Source organism: Streptomyces sp. NPDC059247, assembly GCF_042754005.1.
Lineage (GTDB): Bacteria > Actinomycetota > Actinomycetes > Streptomycetales > Streptomycetaceae > Streptomyces.
Window position 1 is genome coordinate 363,292 of sequence record NZ_JBHYZW010000002.1, and the last position, 13,951, is coordinate 377,242.

Consider the following 13,951-nt stretch of genomic DNA (forward strand, 5'->3'; position numbering starts at 1 on the left):
CGAGGACAGCCCCGGTGCTCAGCTCCGGGTGCTCGGCCCCGCCCCCGTCCCCGTCCCCTCCCCGGGCGCGGAAGCGCGTCCCGCCCCGCTCACCCCGTCCCCGGCTCCCCCGGGTTCTCGTTCAGTTCGAACCAGATCGACTTGCCCTCGCCGCGCGGGTCCACGCCCCACGCGTCCGCCAGCATCTCCATCAGGACCAGGCCCCGGCCGCTCGACGCCATCTCGCCCGGGTGGCGCTTGTGGGGCAGTTCGTCGCTGGTGTCGGAGACCTCCACGCGCAGCCGCCGGGCCTTCTCCCCGCAGGCCACCTCCGCGACGAGCAGCGCGTCGCCGTCGGTGTGGACGAGGACGTTGGTGACCATCTCGGAGACCATCAGGACCGCCGAGTCGAGCTGGTCCCCGTCCGCCCAGTCGTGCAGCAGCTGCCGCATCTGCTCCCGCGCCTCCGCGATCCGCTCCGGCTCCGCCTGGGCGATCGTCATGAGGGTGCGGCGGGGAGGCTCCGGCGGTGCGCCCGCCGGACGGCGGGAGAGCAGCAGGACCGCGATGTCGTCCTCGCGGCGGTCGGCGAGCGGCCCGGTCGTGTGGTGCGAACGGGGCCCGTGGACGGCCTCCACCAGCGTGTCGGCGAGTTGTTCCAGGTCCTCGCCGTCATGGGTCTCCAGGAGCGCGCGCACCCGCTCCCAGCCGCTGTCGAGGTCGTGGCCGCCGGTCTCCAGGAGGCCGTCGGTGCAGATCATCAAGGTCTCGCCGGGGTCGAGGGTGAGCCGGGTGGTGGGGTAGTCGGTGTCGGGGTCGATGCCGAGGGGCAGCCCGCCGGCGGTCGGCCGCAGCAGAACCGTTCCGTCGTTCATCCGCACCGCCGGATCGGGGTGTCCGGCCCGTGCGATGTCCACCGCGCCCGTCTCCAGGTCCACCTCCAGATAGAGGCAGGTGGCGAAGCGCGGCCCGCCCTCGGCCTCCCCGTCGTCGCCGTCGGTGATCCCGTACAGGAAGCGCGAGGCACGGGAGAGGACCGCGTCCGGCCGGTGTCCCTCGGAGGCGTACGCGCGCAGGGCGATCCGCAGTTGCCCCATCAGGGCCGCCGCCCGTACGTCGTGGCCCTGGACGTCGCCGATGACCAGGGCGATCCGTCCGGCGCCGCGCCCGCCGGTCCTGGAGGTGCCGCCGGGCAGCCGGATCATGTCGTACCAGTCGCCGCCGACCTGGAGCCCGCCGCCGGTCGGCACGTACCGGGCGGCCACCCGGATGCCGGGGATGCCGGGCCCGAGGGCCGGCAGCATCGTCCGCTGGAGCCCGAGGGACAGTTCCCGCTCGGACTCGGCCACGCCCGCGCGGGCGAGGGCCTGGGCGAGCATCCGCGCCACCGTGGTGAGGACCGAGCGCTCGTCGGGGGTGAACGCCACCGGGTGCTTGAAGGCGGCCATCCACGCGCCCATGGTCCGGCCCGCGACGACCAGCGGCACGAAGGCCCAGGAGCGGCGTCCGAAGCGCTGGGCGAGGGGCCAGGTCACGGGGTAGCGGCGCAGGTAGTCGTCGGGGGAGGGCAGATAGATCGCGCGGCCGGTCCTGGTGACCTCCGCCGCCGGGTAGTCGGTGGCCAGGGACATCGAGGAGAAGGGGCCCTCGTCGCCCTCGCTGTGCCCGTGGTGCCCGATGACGGTGAGCCGGTCGCCCGCCACGCCGAAGACGGCGAGCCCGTCGGGGGAGAAGCCGGGCATCGACAGGGAGGCCGCGACCCGCAGCACCTCGGCCGTCGACCTGGCCTCCGCGAGCGCCCGGCCCGCGTCCAGCAGGAACGCCTCGCGGGAGCGGCGCCAGTCGCCGGTGACGGGTGTCCGGGCGGCGGTGCCGGGCAGTTGCTCGGCGACCTCCTGGAGGGTGCCGACGAGCAGGTAGTCGTCGCCCTCGACGAGCGGCTTGGACCTGCTCCGTACGGTACGGATCACCCGGCCGCGCTCGTTCATGATCCGCAGCCGGGCCTCGGCGAGGGTGCCCTCGGCGACGGCGAGGTTCACGACGCCGTCGATCTCGTTCCAGTCGACCGGGTGGAAACGCGAGCGGACGGCCGCCTCGGTGAGCCGTACGGGTGCGGCGGGCAGCCCGAGCAGCCGGGCGGCCTCGGCGTCGAGCGAGACGATCCCGGACGCGTTGTCCCAGCGCCACAGGCCGGTCGCGACGGCGGCCAGGACGTCCTCGGTGCGCATTGCCCTACTTTATGAATATCGGACACCAGATCGCCACTGAGCGTATGCGACGAGCGATCCCACGGTGGAGCGGCGCCGGAGCGAGCGGTGGGGCGGTAGTGACGTACGTGGTGGGGCGGTGGTGGCGTACGTGGTGGGGCGGCGGTGACGTACGCGGTGGACCGGACCCGGAGCACACGGTGGAGCGGCGGTGGCGTGCACGCCAGCTCCACGGGGGAACGGACCCGGAGCACATGGTGGAGCGGCGGTGGCGTACACCCTGGCTCCACGGGGGAGTGGTGCCGGAGCACACGGTGGGGCGGCGGTGGAGTATTCGGAGGGCGATCACGGGGCGGCCGGTAGTCTGGGGAAGGCTTGACCCCGTCACGCCTCCCCACCGATCCCGAAGACTGGATGAACGACGATGCATCGGTACAGGTCCCACACCTGCGGCGAGCTCCGCGCCTCTGACGTCGGCACCGACGTCCGGCTCAGCGGCTGGCTGCACAATCGGCGCGACCTGGGCGGCATCCTCTTCATCGATCTGCGCGACCACTACGGCATCACGCAGCTCGTCGCCCGGCCCGGCACCGCCGCCGCCGAGGTCCTCGACAAGCTGACGAAGGAGACCGTCGTCCGCGTCGACGGCAAGGTCGTCTCGCGCGGCGCGGAGAACGTCAACGCGGAGCTGGCCACCGGCGAGATCGAGATCGAGGCCGTCGAGGTCGAGGTCCTGGGCGCCGCGAAGCAGATCCCCTTCACCATCAACGCCGACGACGGCGTCAACGAGGAGCGGCGCCTGGAGTACCGCTTCCTCGACCTGCGCCGCGAGCGGATGCACCGCAACATCATGCTGCGCTCCGCCGTCATCGCCTCCATCCGCTCCAAGATGGTGGCCCTCGGCTTCAACGAGATGGCGACCCCGATCCTCACCGCGACCTCCCCCGAGGGCGCCCGTGACTTCGTCGTCCCGTCCCGCCTCAACCCGGGCAAGTTCTACGCGCTGCCGCAGGCGCCGCAGCAGTTCAAGCAGCTGCTGATGATCTCCGGCTTCGACCGGTACTTCCAGATCGCGCCCTGCTTCCGCGACGAGGACGCCCGCGCGGACCGCTCGCCCGGCGAGTTCTACCAGCTCGACGTCGAGATGAGCTTCGTCGAGCAGGAGGACGTCTTCCAGCCGATCGAGAAGCTCATGACGGAGCTGTTCGAGGAGTTCGGCGGCGGTCGTCACGTCACCTCGCCGTTCCCGCGCATCCCGTTCCGCCAGTCGATGCTGAAGTACGGCAACGACAAGCCGGACCTGCGCACCTCGCTCGAACTCGTCGACATCACCGATGTCTTCGAGGGCTCGGAGTTCAAGGCGTTCGCGGGCAAGCACGTCCGCGCGCTCGCCGTCCCGGACACGGGTGACCAGCCGCGCAAGTTCTTCGACGGGCTCGGCGACTTCGCGGTCTCCCTCGGCGCGAAGGGCCTGGCCTGGGTCCGCGTCGGCGAGGCGGGCGCCCTGACCGGCCCGATCGCGAAGTTCCTCACCGAGGAGAACGTCAAGGTCCTCACCGAGCGCCTGGGCCTGGAGCCCGGCCACGCGGTCTTCTTCGGCGCGGGCGAGTTCGACGAGGTCTCCAAGATCATGGGCCCGGTCCGGGTCGAGGCCGCCAAGCGCGCCGGTCAGTTCGAAGAGAACGTCTTCCGCTTCGCGTGGATCGTGGACTTCCCGATGTACGAGAAGGACGAGGAGACTGGCAAGATCGACTTCTCGCACAACCCGTTCTCGATGCCGCAGGGCGGCCTTGAGGCCCTGGAGACCCAGGACCCGCTGGACGTCCTCGGCTGGCAGTACGACATCGTCTGCAACGGCATCGAGCTCTCCTCCGGCGCCATCCGGAACCACGAGCCCGACATCATGTTCAAGGCCTTCGAGATCGCGGGCTACGCGCGCGAGACCGTCGAGACCGAGTTCGCCGGAATGCTGCGCGCCTTCCAGTTCGGCGCCCCGCCGCACGGCGGCATCGCCCCGGGCGTCGACCGCATCGTGATGCTCCTCGCCGACGAGCCGAACATCCGGGAGACCATCGCGTTCCCGCTGAACGGCAACGCGCAGGACCTCATGATGGGCGCCCCCACGGAACTGGAGGAGGCCCGTCTGCGCGAGCTGAACATCCAGCTCCGCAAGCCGGTCGAGAAGACGGCGGAGAAGTCCGGGGAGTAGTCCTCGGGAGTACGTGGAAGGGGCCCGGGAACCGCGCGAAGCGGTCCCCGGGCCCCTTTCCGTGTGTGCTTCCGTGTGTGTTTCCGGGTGGGCGGGGGCTCTCAGCCCTGCTTGATCGCGGAGAGGTCGAACTCCAGGACGATCTTGTCGCCGACGAGGACGCCGCCGCCCTCCAGGGCCGCGTTCCAGGTCACGCCGAACTCCTTGCGGGAGATGGTCACCGAGCCCTCCAGGCCGACCCGCAGGTTGCCGTAGGGGTCGACGGCGTTGCCGGTGTACTCGAAGTCGATGGTGACGGGGCGGGTGGTGTCCTTGACCGTCAGATCGCCGGTGACGCGGTAGTCGGTGTCGGAACGGACCTCGACCCCGGTGGCGCGGAAGGTGATGTCGGGGAAGCTGGGGACATCGAGGAAGTCGTTGGTGCGCAGGTGCTGGTCGCGCTGCTCGACGCCGGTGTCGATGCTCTCGGCCTTGATCACCACCTGCCCGGTGGAGCGGGTGGGGTCGGTGCCGTCCAGGTGGGCGGTGCCTTCGAACTGGTAGAACGCCCCGCGGACCTTGGTCACCATGGCGTGCCGGGCGACGAAGCCGATCCGGCTGTGGGCGATGTCGAGGACGTAGTCCCCGGTGAGCTCGGGCAAGCTGACAGCCATCTTCGACGTGCCTCCGTAGGACGGTGACCCCGGCGACGGGCCGCCCGGATCGTTCCGCCCCACGCTAGGGGGAGACGGGCCCGGCGGCCCGATGGACGCACGGGAAGTCACCGGAGTGCACTCCGGTGACTCCCGGCGTCCAGCGCCGACTCCCGGCGACTCCCGGCGACTCCCGGCGACTGCGGCGCGGGGAGGCTCGGAGGGTGTCGCCGTGCGTCAGGCGCGCTTCTCCGAGGCGGTCCGGAACCGCAGGGCGGACTCGGCGGCCTCGGGGAGCCCCTTCTCGTCCACCAGCAGCACGTTGCCGAACGTGGCGGAGTCGGTCCACGCGCACACGACCGGCCGTCCTCCGGTCTTCGCCGTCACGTAGCCGCAGCTCAACCGGCCGCCCCAGGGCCCCGCCTCGAAGTCGGTGACCTGGGTCGCCTTCGCTCCGGCGAAGAAGTTGCGCAGCTCCTGGGCCATGGTGTCCGCGTTCTTCTCCTCGGCCAGTTCCGCGTCCCATTCGGCGGTGTTGATCTGGAGGATGGCTCCCAGGGGTCCCTCGCCGGGGCCGTCGTAGTACCAGCGCTTGCCCTGGGGCGCGCGGAACGCCTTGTCGTAGGCGGCGATCTCCTCGCCCGTGAGCAGTTGGTAGGCGCCGACCTGCGGGGCGGCGTCGACGAACCGCTCCATGACGACGGGGGACGCCGTGGCGCTGGGCGGCTCTCCCTCGTAGCTGCACGCCCGCACCAGACCCACGACGGCGACGACCAGCAGCACCCCGGTGACGATGTTGCGCCGCCGCAGGGCCGTCGACAGGACCTGCTCGGCCTCGACCCCACCGGTGGCCACGGGCCCCTGCCGCCAGGTCCGGGTGAGGAACCAGACGGCTCCCATCAGCACGGCGGTGACGAGGAGTGCGCCGATCGCCTGACCGGCGGCGTAGCTCTGCGAGGAGGGGTCGATGGATAGCGTGTACATGCCGGAATCGTAGACACGCGTTCGCATGAGTGTTCGCATGGGGGTGGCCCCGGCCCCACACCGGTGACGGCGTGGGACCGGGGCCGAGTGAGCGGGGACCTGACCGACGCTCCGGCGCCGACCGGGGGATGCCCCGTTCGGCGTACCCGGAGAACTCCTATGCGTCCTCGTCCGTGAAGACTTCTTCGGTGGTGGTGGCGGTGACTGCTCGTACGAGCCAGCGGTGGAGGGTGTCGGGGTCGTCGCAGTGTTCGACCCGTTCGCGTACGGCGTCGGTGACGGTGAGGCCGCGCTGTTCGAGGACGGTCAGTATGGCGGCGGCACTGCCTTGCGCGCGGCCTTCGTCGCGGATTTCCTCGGAGAGGTAGGACGTGTAGAAGGAGAGGTCCACGGCTTTGCGCCCCACCCCTTCTATGCGTCCTCGTCCGTGAAGATTTCTTCGGTGGTGGTGGCGGTGATTGCTCGTACGAGCCAGCGGTGGAGGGTGTCGGGGTCGTCGCAGTGTTCGACGCGTTCGCGTACGGCGTCGGTGACGGTGAGGCCGCGCTGTTCGAGGACGGTCAGTATGGCGTCGGCACTGCCCTGCGCGCGACCTTCGTCCCGGCCTTGCGCGCGGCCTTCGTCGCGGCCTTGCGCGCGGCCTTCGTCGCGGATTTCCTCGGAGAGGTAGGACGTGTAGAAGGAGAGGTCCACGGCCACCAGGTTCCTCCAGAGTTCTCTGACCGGGCGGTTGCCCAGGCCCTGTGCGGTGAATTCGATGATGGGGTCGGCGACGTCCTCGGGGACGTCCTTCAGCGCGGCGGACAGTGCTTTCAGTATGGCACCGATGTCCGGATCGCCCGCGTGCGTGATGGCCGACAGAGCCGTCAGCGCCAGGTCGGCGCCCGCTTCGGCCGGGTCGGTGATCACCGGCATGTTGTGGGGGCCCACGACGACCGGCTGCACGGTCAGTGTGGGCAGGTGCGGCGGCCCGCTGCTCACCGGCCGACCGGCCCATTCGGCCGTCGCCCGGTCCTGGCACACGACGAGCAGCGCCGTCGGCAGCCGGTACTTCGTCCAGAGGTACGCGGTGTAGTACGCCCAGCTCGCCGGTTTGGCCGGGTCCTTCTTCCCCTGCGCCTCGATGGCCAGCAGCAGCGAGCCGTCGTGCGCGCTGTCGAGCCGTAACAGGGTGTCCACCCTGCGCTCGACGGGGGCCGATTCGGTGAGGTCGGTGGGCAGGACGGTGACGTCCACGGGCGGCGGCAGCGAGAACCCCAGCAGTCCGGACAGGCGGCTGAACAGCCTGGTGTCGTGCTGGAAGATCCGGTGCATCGCCTCATGTGGTGAGCTGACCATGGGTTTCCTTGGTTCGGCAGGATGTGCACTTGCCCGGTTCCGGGCCTCGGTAGGCCCGGTCGCAGGTGTCGCAGTTGTGGAGGGGGTACGGGGGCGGCGGCCGTTCCTCCGGCGGCCGGAACGGCGGCAGCGGCGGCAACCGCGCCGTCAGCCGGTGGGCCAGCAGGGCGGCCGGGCGGTACAGGGGCTCCCTCGGCAGACCGCTGGTCAGGGCCTGGTGGATCGCCTCGGGCGGCAGCTCGCGCTCCAGCCAGGCGACCACCCCCGGCGCCAGGTGCTCGGCCTCCGCCGCCGAGATCAGAAGGCGGGGGTCGCCCTGGCGGAGCCCCGACAGGACCCCCACCGCCGTGCGCAGCAGGTCAGGGGTGGCGTACGCGGGTGCCGGGACGGCCGACAGCGCCTTGCGCCGGGGCCGTTCCCGCTGGTCGGAGCGGTGGGGCGCGTTCCCGGGCGGTCGGGTCCACAGCGACTGTGCCTGCCTCTCGGGCCATCGCGCCCGCTTCTCCGGCCCCGTTTCCGCGCGTCGGGCCGGGGCATCCGGCCGGTTCTGCGGGCGTCGGCGCGGGATCTTCGAGCGGTCCTGGTTCCCCGTGCGCCGGGGTGGCGGTTCCGGCCTCGGCCGGGTGCCGCGCCCCGCCCCCGTACGGTCCGGCTGGTTGCACGAGACCGTGCGGGTGACGACCCGGCCGCTCGCCGTGCGTTCCTTGCCGCGCCGCAGGTAGCCGTGGGTCTCCAGCTCCCGCAGGCCCCCCGCGATCCGGGCCGTGCCCTCCGGGAAGCGGTCCGCCAGGGACCTGATGTCCACGGGCGATCCGGCGGGCAGCGACTGGATGTGCGTCGCCAGGCCGATGGCCGTCAGCGACAGCTCCCCGTGCTGCGCGAGGTGGTTCCCCACCACCGTGAAGTGAGTGGTGTGCGGGGTGTTCTCGTGGACGACTCCGCGAGAAGTCCCCCCGGAGGGGTGGTTCTTGGGCCCACCACGGGACGGGGCGGGGGCCTGAGCGCTAAAGTCTTGGCTGTCCATCGGGAAGGGTTTGCTTCCTTGGTGGTCGGGCCATCGGAAGGTGTTGCTTCGCGATGGTCAGGCCCTCGCACTGGGATTGCCGTCCCGGCGGGGGCCTTCGTCTGTCTGGGCTCTGTTGGGCAGAGCGTAGATCAAACAACCCACCCCAAAGCCAGCCCAGTTGGGCATATTCACCCGAGCGAGTGACGCGCGTTCCCGGGAGGGAAAGGGTGGGGCCGGTGGGGTTCCTTTCTCTCCGGTGGTTCTTTCAGGAGACCGCCCGCGCCACCGGCGACCGGGCTTCCGGACGCCGGTCGGCGGGGACGTCGAGCTCCGCCCACACCGTTTTTCGCGGTACGGGTCCCAGGTCCACGCCCCAGCGGTCCGCCAGCGCCTCCACCAGCAGCATTCCCCGCCCGGACTCCGCCTCCGGCGCTGGAATCGGGAGCGTGGGAAGGACCTCCGCCCGGGTGTCGGTCACCTCGATGCGGAGCGTCCGGGGCGAATTCAGCAGGGCGAGACGGAAATCGCGGCCCCCGACCCTGCCGTGCGTCGCCGCGTTCGCCGCCAGCTCGGCCACGATGTGGCGGGCCGCCTCCGTCACCCCGTACGACACCCCCTGCTCGCGCAGCCATTCCACGGCGAGCAGCCGCGCGAGGCGCGCTCCGCGCGGGGTGGGGGAGAGCAGGACGGTGAAATGGCCGGTCGGCACGGGTACTTGGGTGGTGTTCTCCTGGTTCACCTCACCGAGCGTGGCCGTCGCTGGCTACCGTGAACAGTGACTCAGCCGATGCGTAGGGTGACTGTCCGGAGCTTGTCCACCGTTGTCCGGTCTGTCGGAACCTCCTTCACGGGTAGGGGGCCGCGGGCTGAAACAGGACAGACGGAGGAGTGCGGGATGTCGGTGGAAGAAAGCAGCTGGGAGGTCGACCCGGACGACGACTGGGGTGTCGCCGTCATCGCCACCGTGGGCAGGCAACTGAAGCTGCGGCGGGAAGCGGTGGGTATCCGGGCCGCCGATTTCGCCGATGCGATCGGATACAGCGAAGACCTCGTCTACAAGATCGAGGGTGGGAAACGGATTCCCCGCCCGGAGTATCTGGACAAGGCGGACGCGGCCCTCGGAGCGGACGGACTGCTGGCGGCCATGAAGGAGGACGTCGCCAAGGTCAGGTACCCCAAGAAGGTTCGAGATCTGGCGAAGACGGAGGCACGCGCGGTCGAAATGCAGCTGTACGACCCGCTGAACGTGCACGGTCTGCTCCAGACGCCCGAGTACGCGCGCGGGCTGCTTCTCATGCGGCGTCCCGCGTACACGGAGGATGAGGTCGAGCGGTACATGGCGGCCCGTGTGGCCCGCAAAGTGGTGTTCGAGCGGGACCCCGCGCCCGAGCTGAGTTTCGTTCTGGAGGAGTGGACGCTCCGCCGCCCCTTGGGCGGGCGCGAGATGCTGCGGCGTCAGCTGGAACACCTTCTGGAGGTGGCGGAGTTGCGTCAGGTGGAGCTTCAGGTGATGCCGATGGCACGCGAGGAGCACGCCGGTGTGGACGGCGCCATCGAGGTGCTGAAGTTCGAGGACGGCTCGGCTGTGGGACGGTCACCGGCGGTGGCCAACGGAAGGCCGGTGACCGACCTGCGGCAGCTCCGTATCCTGGAATTGCGTTACGGCATCATCCGGACTCAGGCCCTCACGCCCTGTGAGTCCACCGACGTCATCCAGGGACTGCTAGGAGAGACATGACGCACAGCACCTCCGCCGGGGACGTCTCTGGCCTCGTGTGGTTCAAGAGCAGCTACAGCAGCGGCAGCGAAGGTGACTCCTGCGTCGAGGTCGCCGCCACCCCCGCCGTCGTCCACGTCCGTGACTCCAAGGACGTCGGCGGTCCCCGGCTCGCTCTCGGGACCGGAGCCTGGGCCGGGTTCGTGGCCTATGCGGTGGGTGCCTGAGGTACTCCCGGTACGGCGAAGGCCGCCGGCACCTCCCCGGCAGGGGAAGCGCGGCGGCCCTCGGCGTACAGCCGTGACGGGAGGACGTCAGTCCTTCTTCTCCTCCAGGCGGGGGAACAGCACCGCGCCCTTCGTGATCGTCGTGCCCGCCGGTAGGCGGCCCCACGTGCCCGCGTCCTGGAGCGGCTGGGCGGACAGGGCGCCCAGGGACGCCTCCGCGCCCAGCGAGTCCCACAGCGCGCGCGAGGTCTCCGGCATGATCGGGTTCAGCAGGACCGCGACCCCTCGGAGCGACTCGGAAGCCGTGTAGAGGATCGTCGCCAGACGCGCCCGGCCCTCGTCCGACTCGTCCTTCGCGACCTTCCACGGCTCCTGCTCCGTGATGTAGCCGTTGACCTGCTTCACGAAGTCGAAGATCGCCAGGATGCCGGCCTGGAAGTCCAGCTCCTCGCCGATCTTCGCGTCGGCCGTCGCCACGGCCTTCGCCAGACCCTCGTGGATCGCCGTCTCGGCCTCGCCGTCCGCCGTCGACGCGGGCAGCTCGCCGCCGAAGTACTTGCCGACCATCGCCGCCACGCGCGAGGCGAGGTTGCCGTAGTCGTTGGCCAGCTCCGAGGTGTAGCGCGCGGAGAAGTCCTCCCACGAGAACGAGCCGTCGCTGCCGAAGGCGATCGCCCGCAGGAAGTACCAGCGGTACGCGTCCACGCCGAAGTGCGAGGTCAGGTCCTGCGGCTTGATGCCGGTCAGGTTCGACTTCGACATCTTCTCGCCGCCGACCATCAGCCAGCCGTTGGCCGCGACCCGGCCCGGGACCGGCAGGCCCTGCGCCATCAGCATCGCCGGCCAGATCACCGCGTGGAACCGCAGGATGTCCTTGCCGACCAGGTGCACGTCCGCCGGGAACGTCTCCTCGAACTTCTCCTGGTTCGCGCCGTAGCCCACGGCCGTCGCGTAGTTCAGGAGCGCGTCGACCCACACGTAGATGACGTGCTTGTCGTCCCACGGGATCGGGATGCCCCAGTCGAACGTCGAGCGCGAGATCGACAGGTCCTGAAGGCCCTGCCGGACGAAGTTCACGACCTCGTTGCGCGCCGACTCCGGCTGGATGAAGCCCGGGTTCGCCTCGTAGAACTCAAGGAGCTTCGGGCCGTACTCGCTCAGCTTGAAGAAGTAGTTCTCCTCCTTGAGGATCTCCACCGGCTTCTTGTGGATCGGGCACAGCTTCGTGCCGTCCTCGGCCTCGATGAGGTCGCCGGGGAGCTTGTACTCCTCACAGCCCACGCAGTACGGGCCCTCGTAGCCGCCCTTGTAGATCTCGTCCTTGTCGTACAGGTCCTGCACGAACTCCTGGACGCGGTCCGTGTGGCGCTTCTGCGTCGTACGGATGAAGTCGTCGTTCGCGATGTCCAGGTGCTCCCAGAGGGGCTTCCACGCCTCCTCCACGAGCTTGTCGCACCATGCCTGGGGCGTGACGTCGTTCGCCTCGGCCGTGCGCATGATCTTCTGACCGTGCTCGTCCGTGCCGGTGAGGAACCACACCTTCTCGCCGCGCTGACGGTGCCAGCGCGTGAGCACGTCGCCTGCGACGGTCGTGTAGGCGTGGCCCAGGTGAGGAGCGTCGTTGACGTAGTAGATGGGGGTCGTGACGTAGAACGCCTTCGTCCCCCGCTTCTCGGATCCAGTGGCCGCCATGGCCGAAATCCTAACGGGCGTACGAAGATCCACTCACATCGATAAACCCCGGTCGGAACCCGGGGCGCGGGCGCGGGGAGGATGGGTGCCATGCGCGTACTCGTAGCGGAGGACGAGCGGGACCTCGCCGCGCTCGTCGCCATCGGCCTGCGGCGGGCCGGATTCGCCGTCGACACCGTCCACAGCGGCTCCGCCGCCCTCGACCACCTCGCCCTCCACCCGTACGACGTGCTCGTCCTCGACCGCGACCTGCCCGGCGTCCACGGCGACGACGTCGCCCGGCGGCTCGTCGCCGCGGGCTCCCCCACCCGCATCCTCATGCTCACCGCCGCCACCGCCACCGAGGACCGCGTCACCGGGCTGGACCTCGGCGCCGACGACTACCTCGGCAAACCCTTCGACTTCCCCGAGCTGGTCTCCCGCGTCCGCGCCCTGCGCCGCCGCGCCGCCCGCCCGCCGCTGCCCCCGCTCCTGGAGCGGTACGGGCTCCGCGTCGACACCGTCCGGCGGACCGCCCACCGCGACGGGCGCGACCTCGACCTCTCCCCCAAGGAGTTCACCGTCCTCCAGATCCTCCTGGAGGCCGAGGGCGCCGCCGTCTCCGCCGAACAGCTCCTCGACCGTGCCTGGGACGTCCACGCCGACCCCTTCACCGGGGCCGTACGCGTCTGCATGAGCAAGCTCCGCGCCAAGCTCGGCGAGCCCGCTCTGATCGGCACCGTCCAGGGCGTCGGGTACCGGCTGTGACGGCTGTGATCCTCCGTGCGGGTGCCCGTCCCGGGCCGGGGCGCTCGCTGTGACCCCCCGCGACGACGCCTATCTCGGCTCCGGGTCCACCATCCGCACCCGGATCGCCCTCGTCTACGGCGGCGCCTTCCTCGTCCTCGGGGCGCTGCTGCTGCTCGTCGTCGACCTGCTCGTCCTCGCCGGGACCGTCGACGCGACCGAGGAGATCGTCGCCGGTGCCGGTGCCGGTGCCGGTGCCGGTGCCGGTGCCGGTGCGGGTGCGGGTGCGGGTGCCGGTCCCGGTGCCGTCGGTCCCGGCGGGGACATCGCCGCGCTCGGCGACGAGCTCAGCCGGGCCGTGGGCGAGCAGATGCTGCTGTGGTCCTCCCTCGGCCTGCTCGTCACCGCCTGCTGCGCCGTCGTCGTCGGCTGGTGGACCGCGGGACGCGCCCTGCGGCCCGTCCACGAGATGACCGCCCGCGCCCGCCGCCTCTCCGAACGCACCCTGCACGACCGGATCGCCGTCCGGGGGCCCGACGACGAGCTCAAGGAACTCGGCGACACCATCGACGCGCTCCTCGGGCGGCTGGAGACCGCCTTCGACAGCCAGCGCCGGTTCATCGCCAACGCCTCCCACGAACTGCGCACCCCGCTCGCCACCCAGCGCGCCGCGATCCAGATCGGTCTGGACGACGACTGCGCCGTACGGGACGTGCTCCTCGCCGCCAACCGGCGCAGCGAACGGCTCATCGACGGGCTCCTGCTCCTCGCCCGGGGCGAGCGCGGGCTCGCCGAACGCGAGGACGTGCCGCTCGGCGAGGTCGTCGGGGAGGAGCACGCGGACGCGGACGTCACCGGGGACGGCGGGACCGTCCGGGGCAGCCGGGTCCTCCTCGGGCACCTCGTACGGAACCTCGTCGCCAACGCGGTCGCCTACAACGTGCCCGGCGGCACCGTCTCCGTCCGGGTAGCCGCCGGGATCCTGACCGTCGTCAACACCGGGCCCGTCGTCCCCGCCGAGGGCGTCGAAGCCCTCTTCGAACCCTTCCGGCGCGGCGAGGGCCGCGACCGCACCGGGCCCGGCGCGGGCCTCGGCCTCTCCATCGTCCGGTCCATCGCCACCGCCCACGGCGGCACGGCGACGGCCCGCGCCCGGCCCGCCGGGGAGGGGGGCGGCCTGGTGGTGACGGTGACCCTGCCGGTCGAGTAGCTCGGGGCGGTGACCTTGCCGGTC

The 13,951-nt window shown here is 71.0% G+C and carries 13 protein-coding genes; 5 read left to right on the plus strand and 8 right to left on the minus strand.

The features are described 5' to 3' along the window. Positions 1–89 precede the first annotated feature (89 nt). The gene (locus ACFXGN_RS05545) at positions 90–2,207 is read right to left on the minus strand and encodes a SpoIIE family protein phosphatase (protein WP_384853809.1); all 2,118 of its coding nucleotides are present in this window, start codon (positions 2,205–2,207) and stop codon (positions 90–92) included. 403 nt (positions 2,208–2,610) lie between these two features. Between ACFXGN_RS05545 and aspS the strand changes: the two genes are divergently transcribed. Next, on the plus strand, positions 2,611–4,395 hold the full coding sequence (gene aspS / locus ACFXGN_RS05550) for an aspartate--tRNA ligase (RefSeq protein WP_384853812.1): 1,785 nt from the start codon (positions 2,611–2,613) through the stop codon (positions 4,393–4,395). A 101-nt stretch (positions 4,396–4,496) separates the two neighbouring features. Here aspS and ACFXGN_RS05555 read toward each other — a convergent pair whose 3' ends face one another. The 6 genes from ACFXGN_RS05555 to ACFXGN_RS05580 form a co-directional block, all read right to left on the minus strand. After that, a complete protein-coding gene (locus ACFXGN_RS05555; RefSeq protein WP_384853814.1) occupies positions 4,497–5,048 on the minus strand; it encodes a YceI family protein in 552 nt (183 codons plus the stop codon). A gap of 216 nt (positions 5,049–5,264) precedes the next feature. Continuing rightward, positions 5,265–6,011, minus strand: a complete 747-nt coding sequence (locus ACFXGN_RS05560; protein WP_384853817.1) for a hypothetical protein — start codon at positions 6,009–6,011, stop codon at positions 5,265–5,267. 157 nt (positions 6,012–6,168) lie between these two features. Beyond that, positions 6,169–6,417, minus strand: a complete 249-nt coding sequence (locus tag ACFXGN_RS05565) for a hypothetical protein (protein WP_384853820.1) — start codon at positions 6,415–6,417, stop codon at positions 6,169–6,171. Positions 6,418–6,422: 5 nt separating this feature from the next. After that, entirely contained in the window at positions 6,423–7,349 is a 927-nt protein-coding gene (locus ACFXGN_RS05570) for a hypothetical protein (protein ID WP_384853822.1), read from the minus strand. After that, on the minus strand, positions 7,330–8,373 hold the full coding sequence (locus ACFXGN_RS05575; RefSeq protein WP_384853825.1) for a helix-turn-helix domain-containing protein: 1,044 nt from the start codon (positions 8,371–8,373) through the stop codon (positions 7,330–7,332). Before ACFXGN_RS05575 ends, ACFXGN_RS05570 begins: the two co-directional genes overlap by 20 nt. Before the next feature lie 247 nt (positions 8,374–8,620). Next, positions 8,621–9,094: an ATP-binding protein gene (locus ACFXGN_RS05580; RefSeq protein ID WP_384853827.1), complete on the minus strand. Its 474-nt coding sequence runs from the start codon at positions 9,092–9,094 to the stop codon at positions 8,621–8,623. Between the two features lie 156 nt (positions 9,095–9,250). On the opposite strand from ACFXGN_RS05580, the gene ACFXGN_RS05585 reads away from it, so the two are divergent. Both ACFXGN_RS05585 and ACFXGN_RS05590 read left to right on the plus strand, forming a co-directional pair. Then, entirely contained in the window at positions 9,251–10,093 is an 843-nt protein-coding gene (locus tag ACFXGN_RS05585) for a helix-turn-helix domain-containing protein (RefSeq protein WP_384853829.1), read from the plus strand. Next, complete coding sequence (locus tag ACFXGN_RS05590; RefSeq protein ID WP_384853832.1) at positions 10,090–10,299, plus strand: DUF397 domain-containing protein; 210 nt, start codon at positions 10,090–10,092, stop codon at positions 10,297–10,299. The genes ACFXGN_RS05585 and ACFXGN_RS05590 overlap by 4 nt, the downstream gene beginning before the upstream one ends. Positions 10,300–10,386: 87 nt before the next feature. On the opposite strand, the gene metG is transcribed toward ACFXGN_RS05590, so the two are convergent. After that, entirely contained in the window at positions 10,387–11,991 is a 1,605-nt protein-coding gene (gene metG / locus ACFXGN_RS05595; RefSeq protein WP_384853834.1) for a methionine--tRNA ligase, read from the minus strand. 90 nt (positions 11,992–12,081) lie between these two features. Between metG and ACFXGN_RS05600 the strand changes: the two genes are divergently transcribed. Together ACFXGN_RS05600 and ACFXGN_RS05605 are read left to right on the plus strand one after the other, a co-directional pair. Beyond that, positions 12,082–12,738 carry a response regulator transcription factor gene (locus ACFXGN_RS05600; RefSeq protein WP_384853837.1) on the plus strand — a complete coding sequence of 219 codons (657 nt, stop codon included), beginning with the start codon at positions 12,082–12,084 and terminating at the stop codon, positions 12,736–12,738. Positions 12,739–12,787: 49 nt separating this feature from the next. Beyond that, positions 12,788–13,927, plus strand: a complete 1,140-nt coding sequence (locus ACFXGN_RS05605; protein ID WP_384853840.1) for a sensor histidine kinase — start codon at positions 12,788–12,790, stop codon at positions 13,925–13,927. Positions 13,928–13,951: the final 24 nt, after the last annotated feature.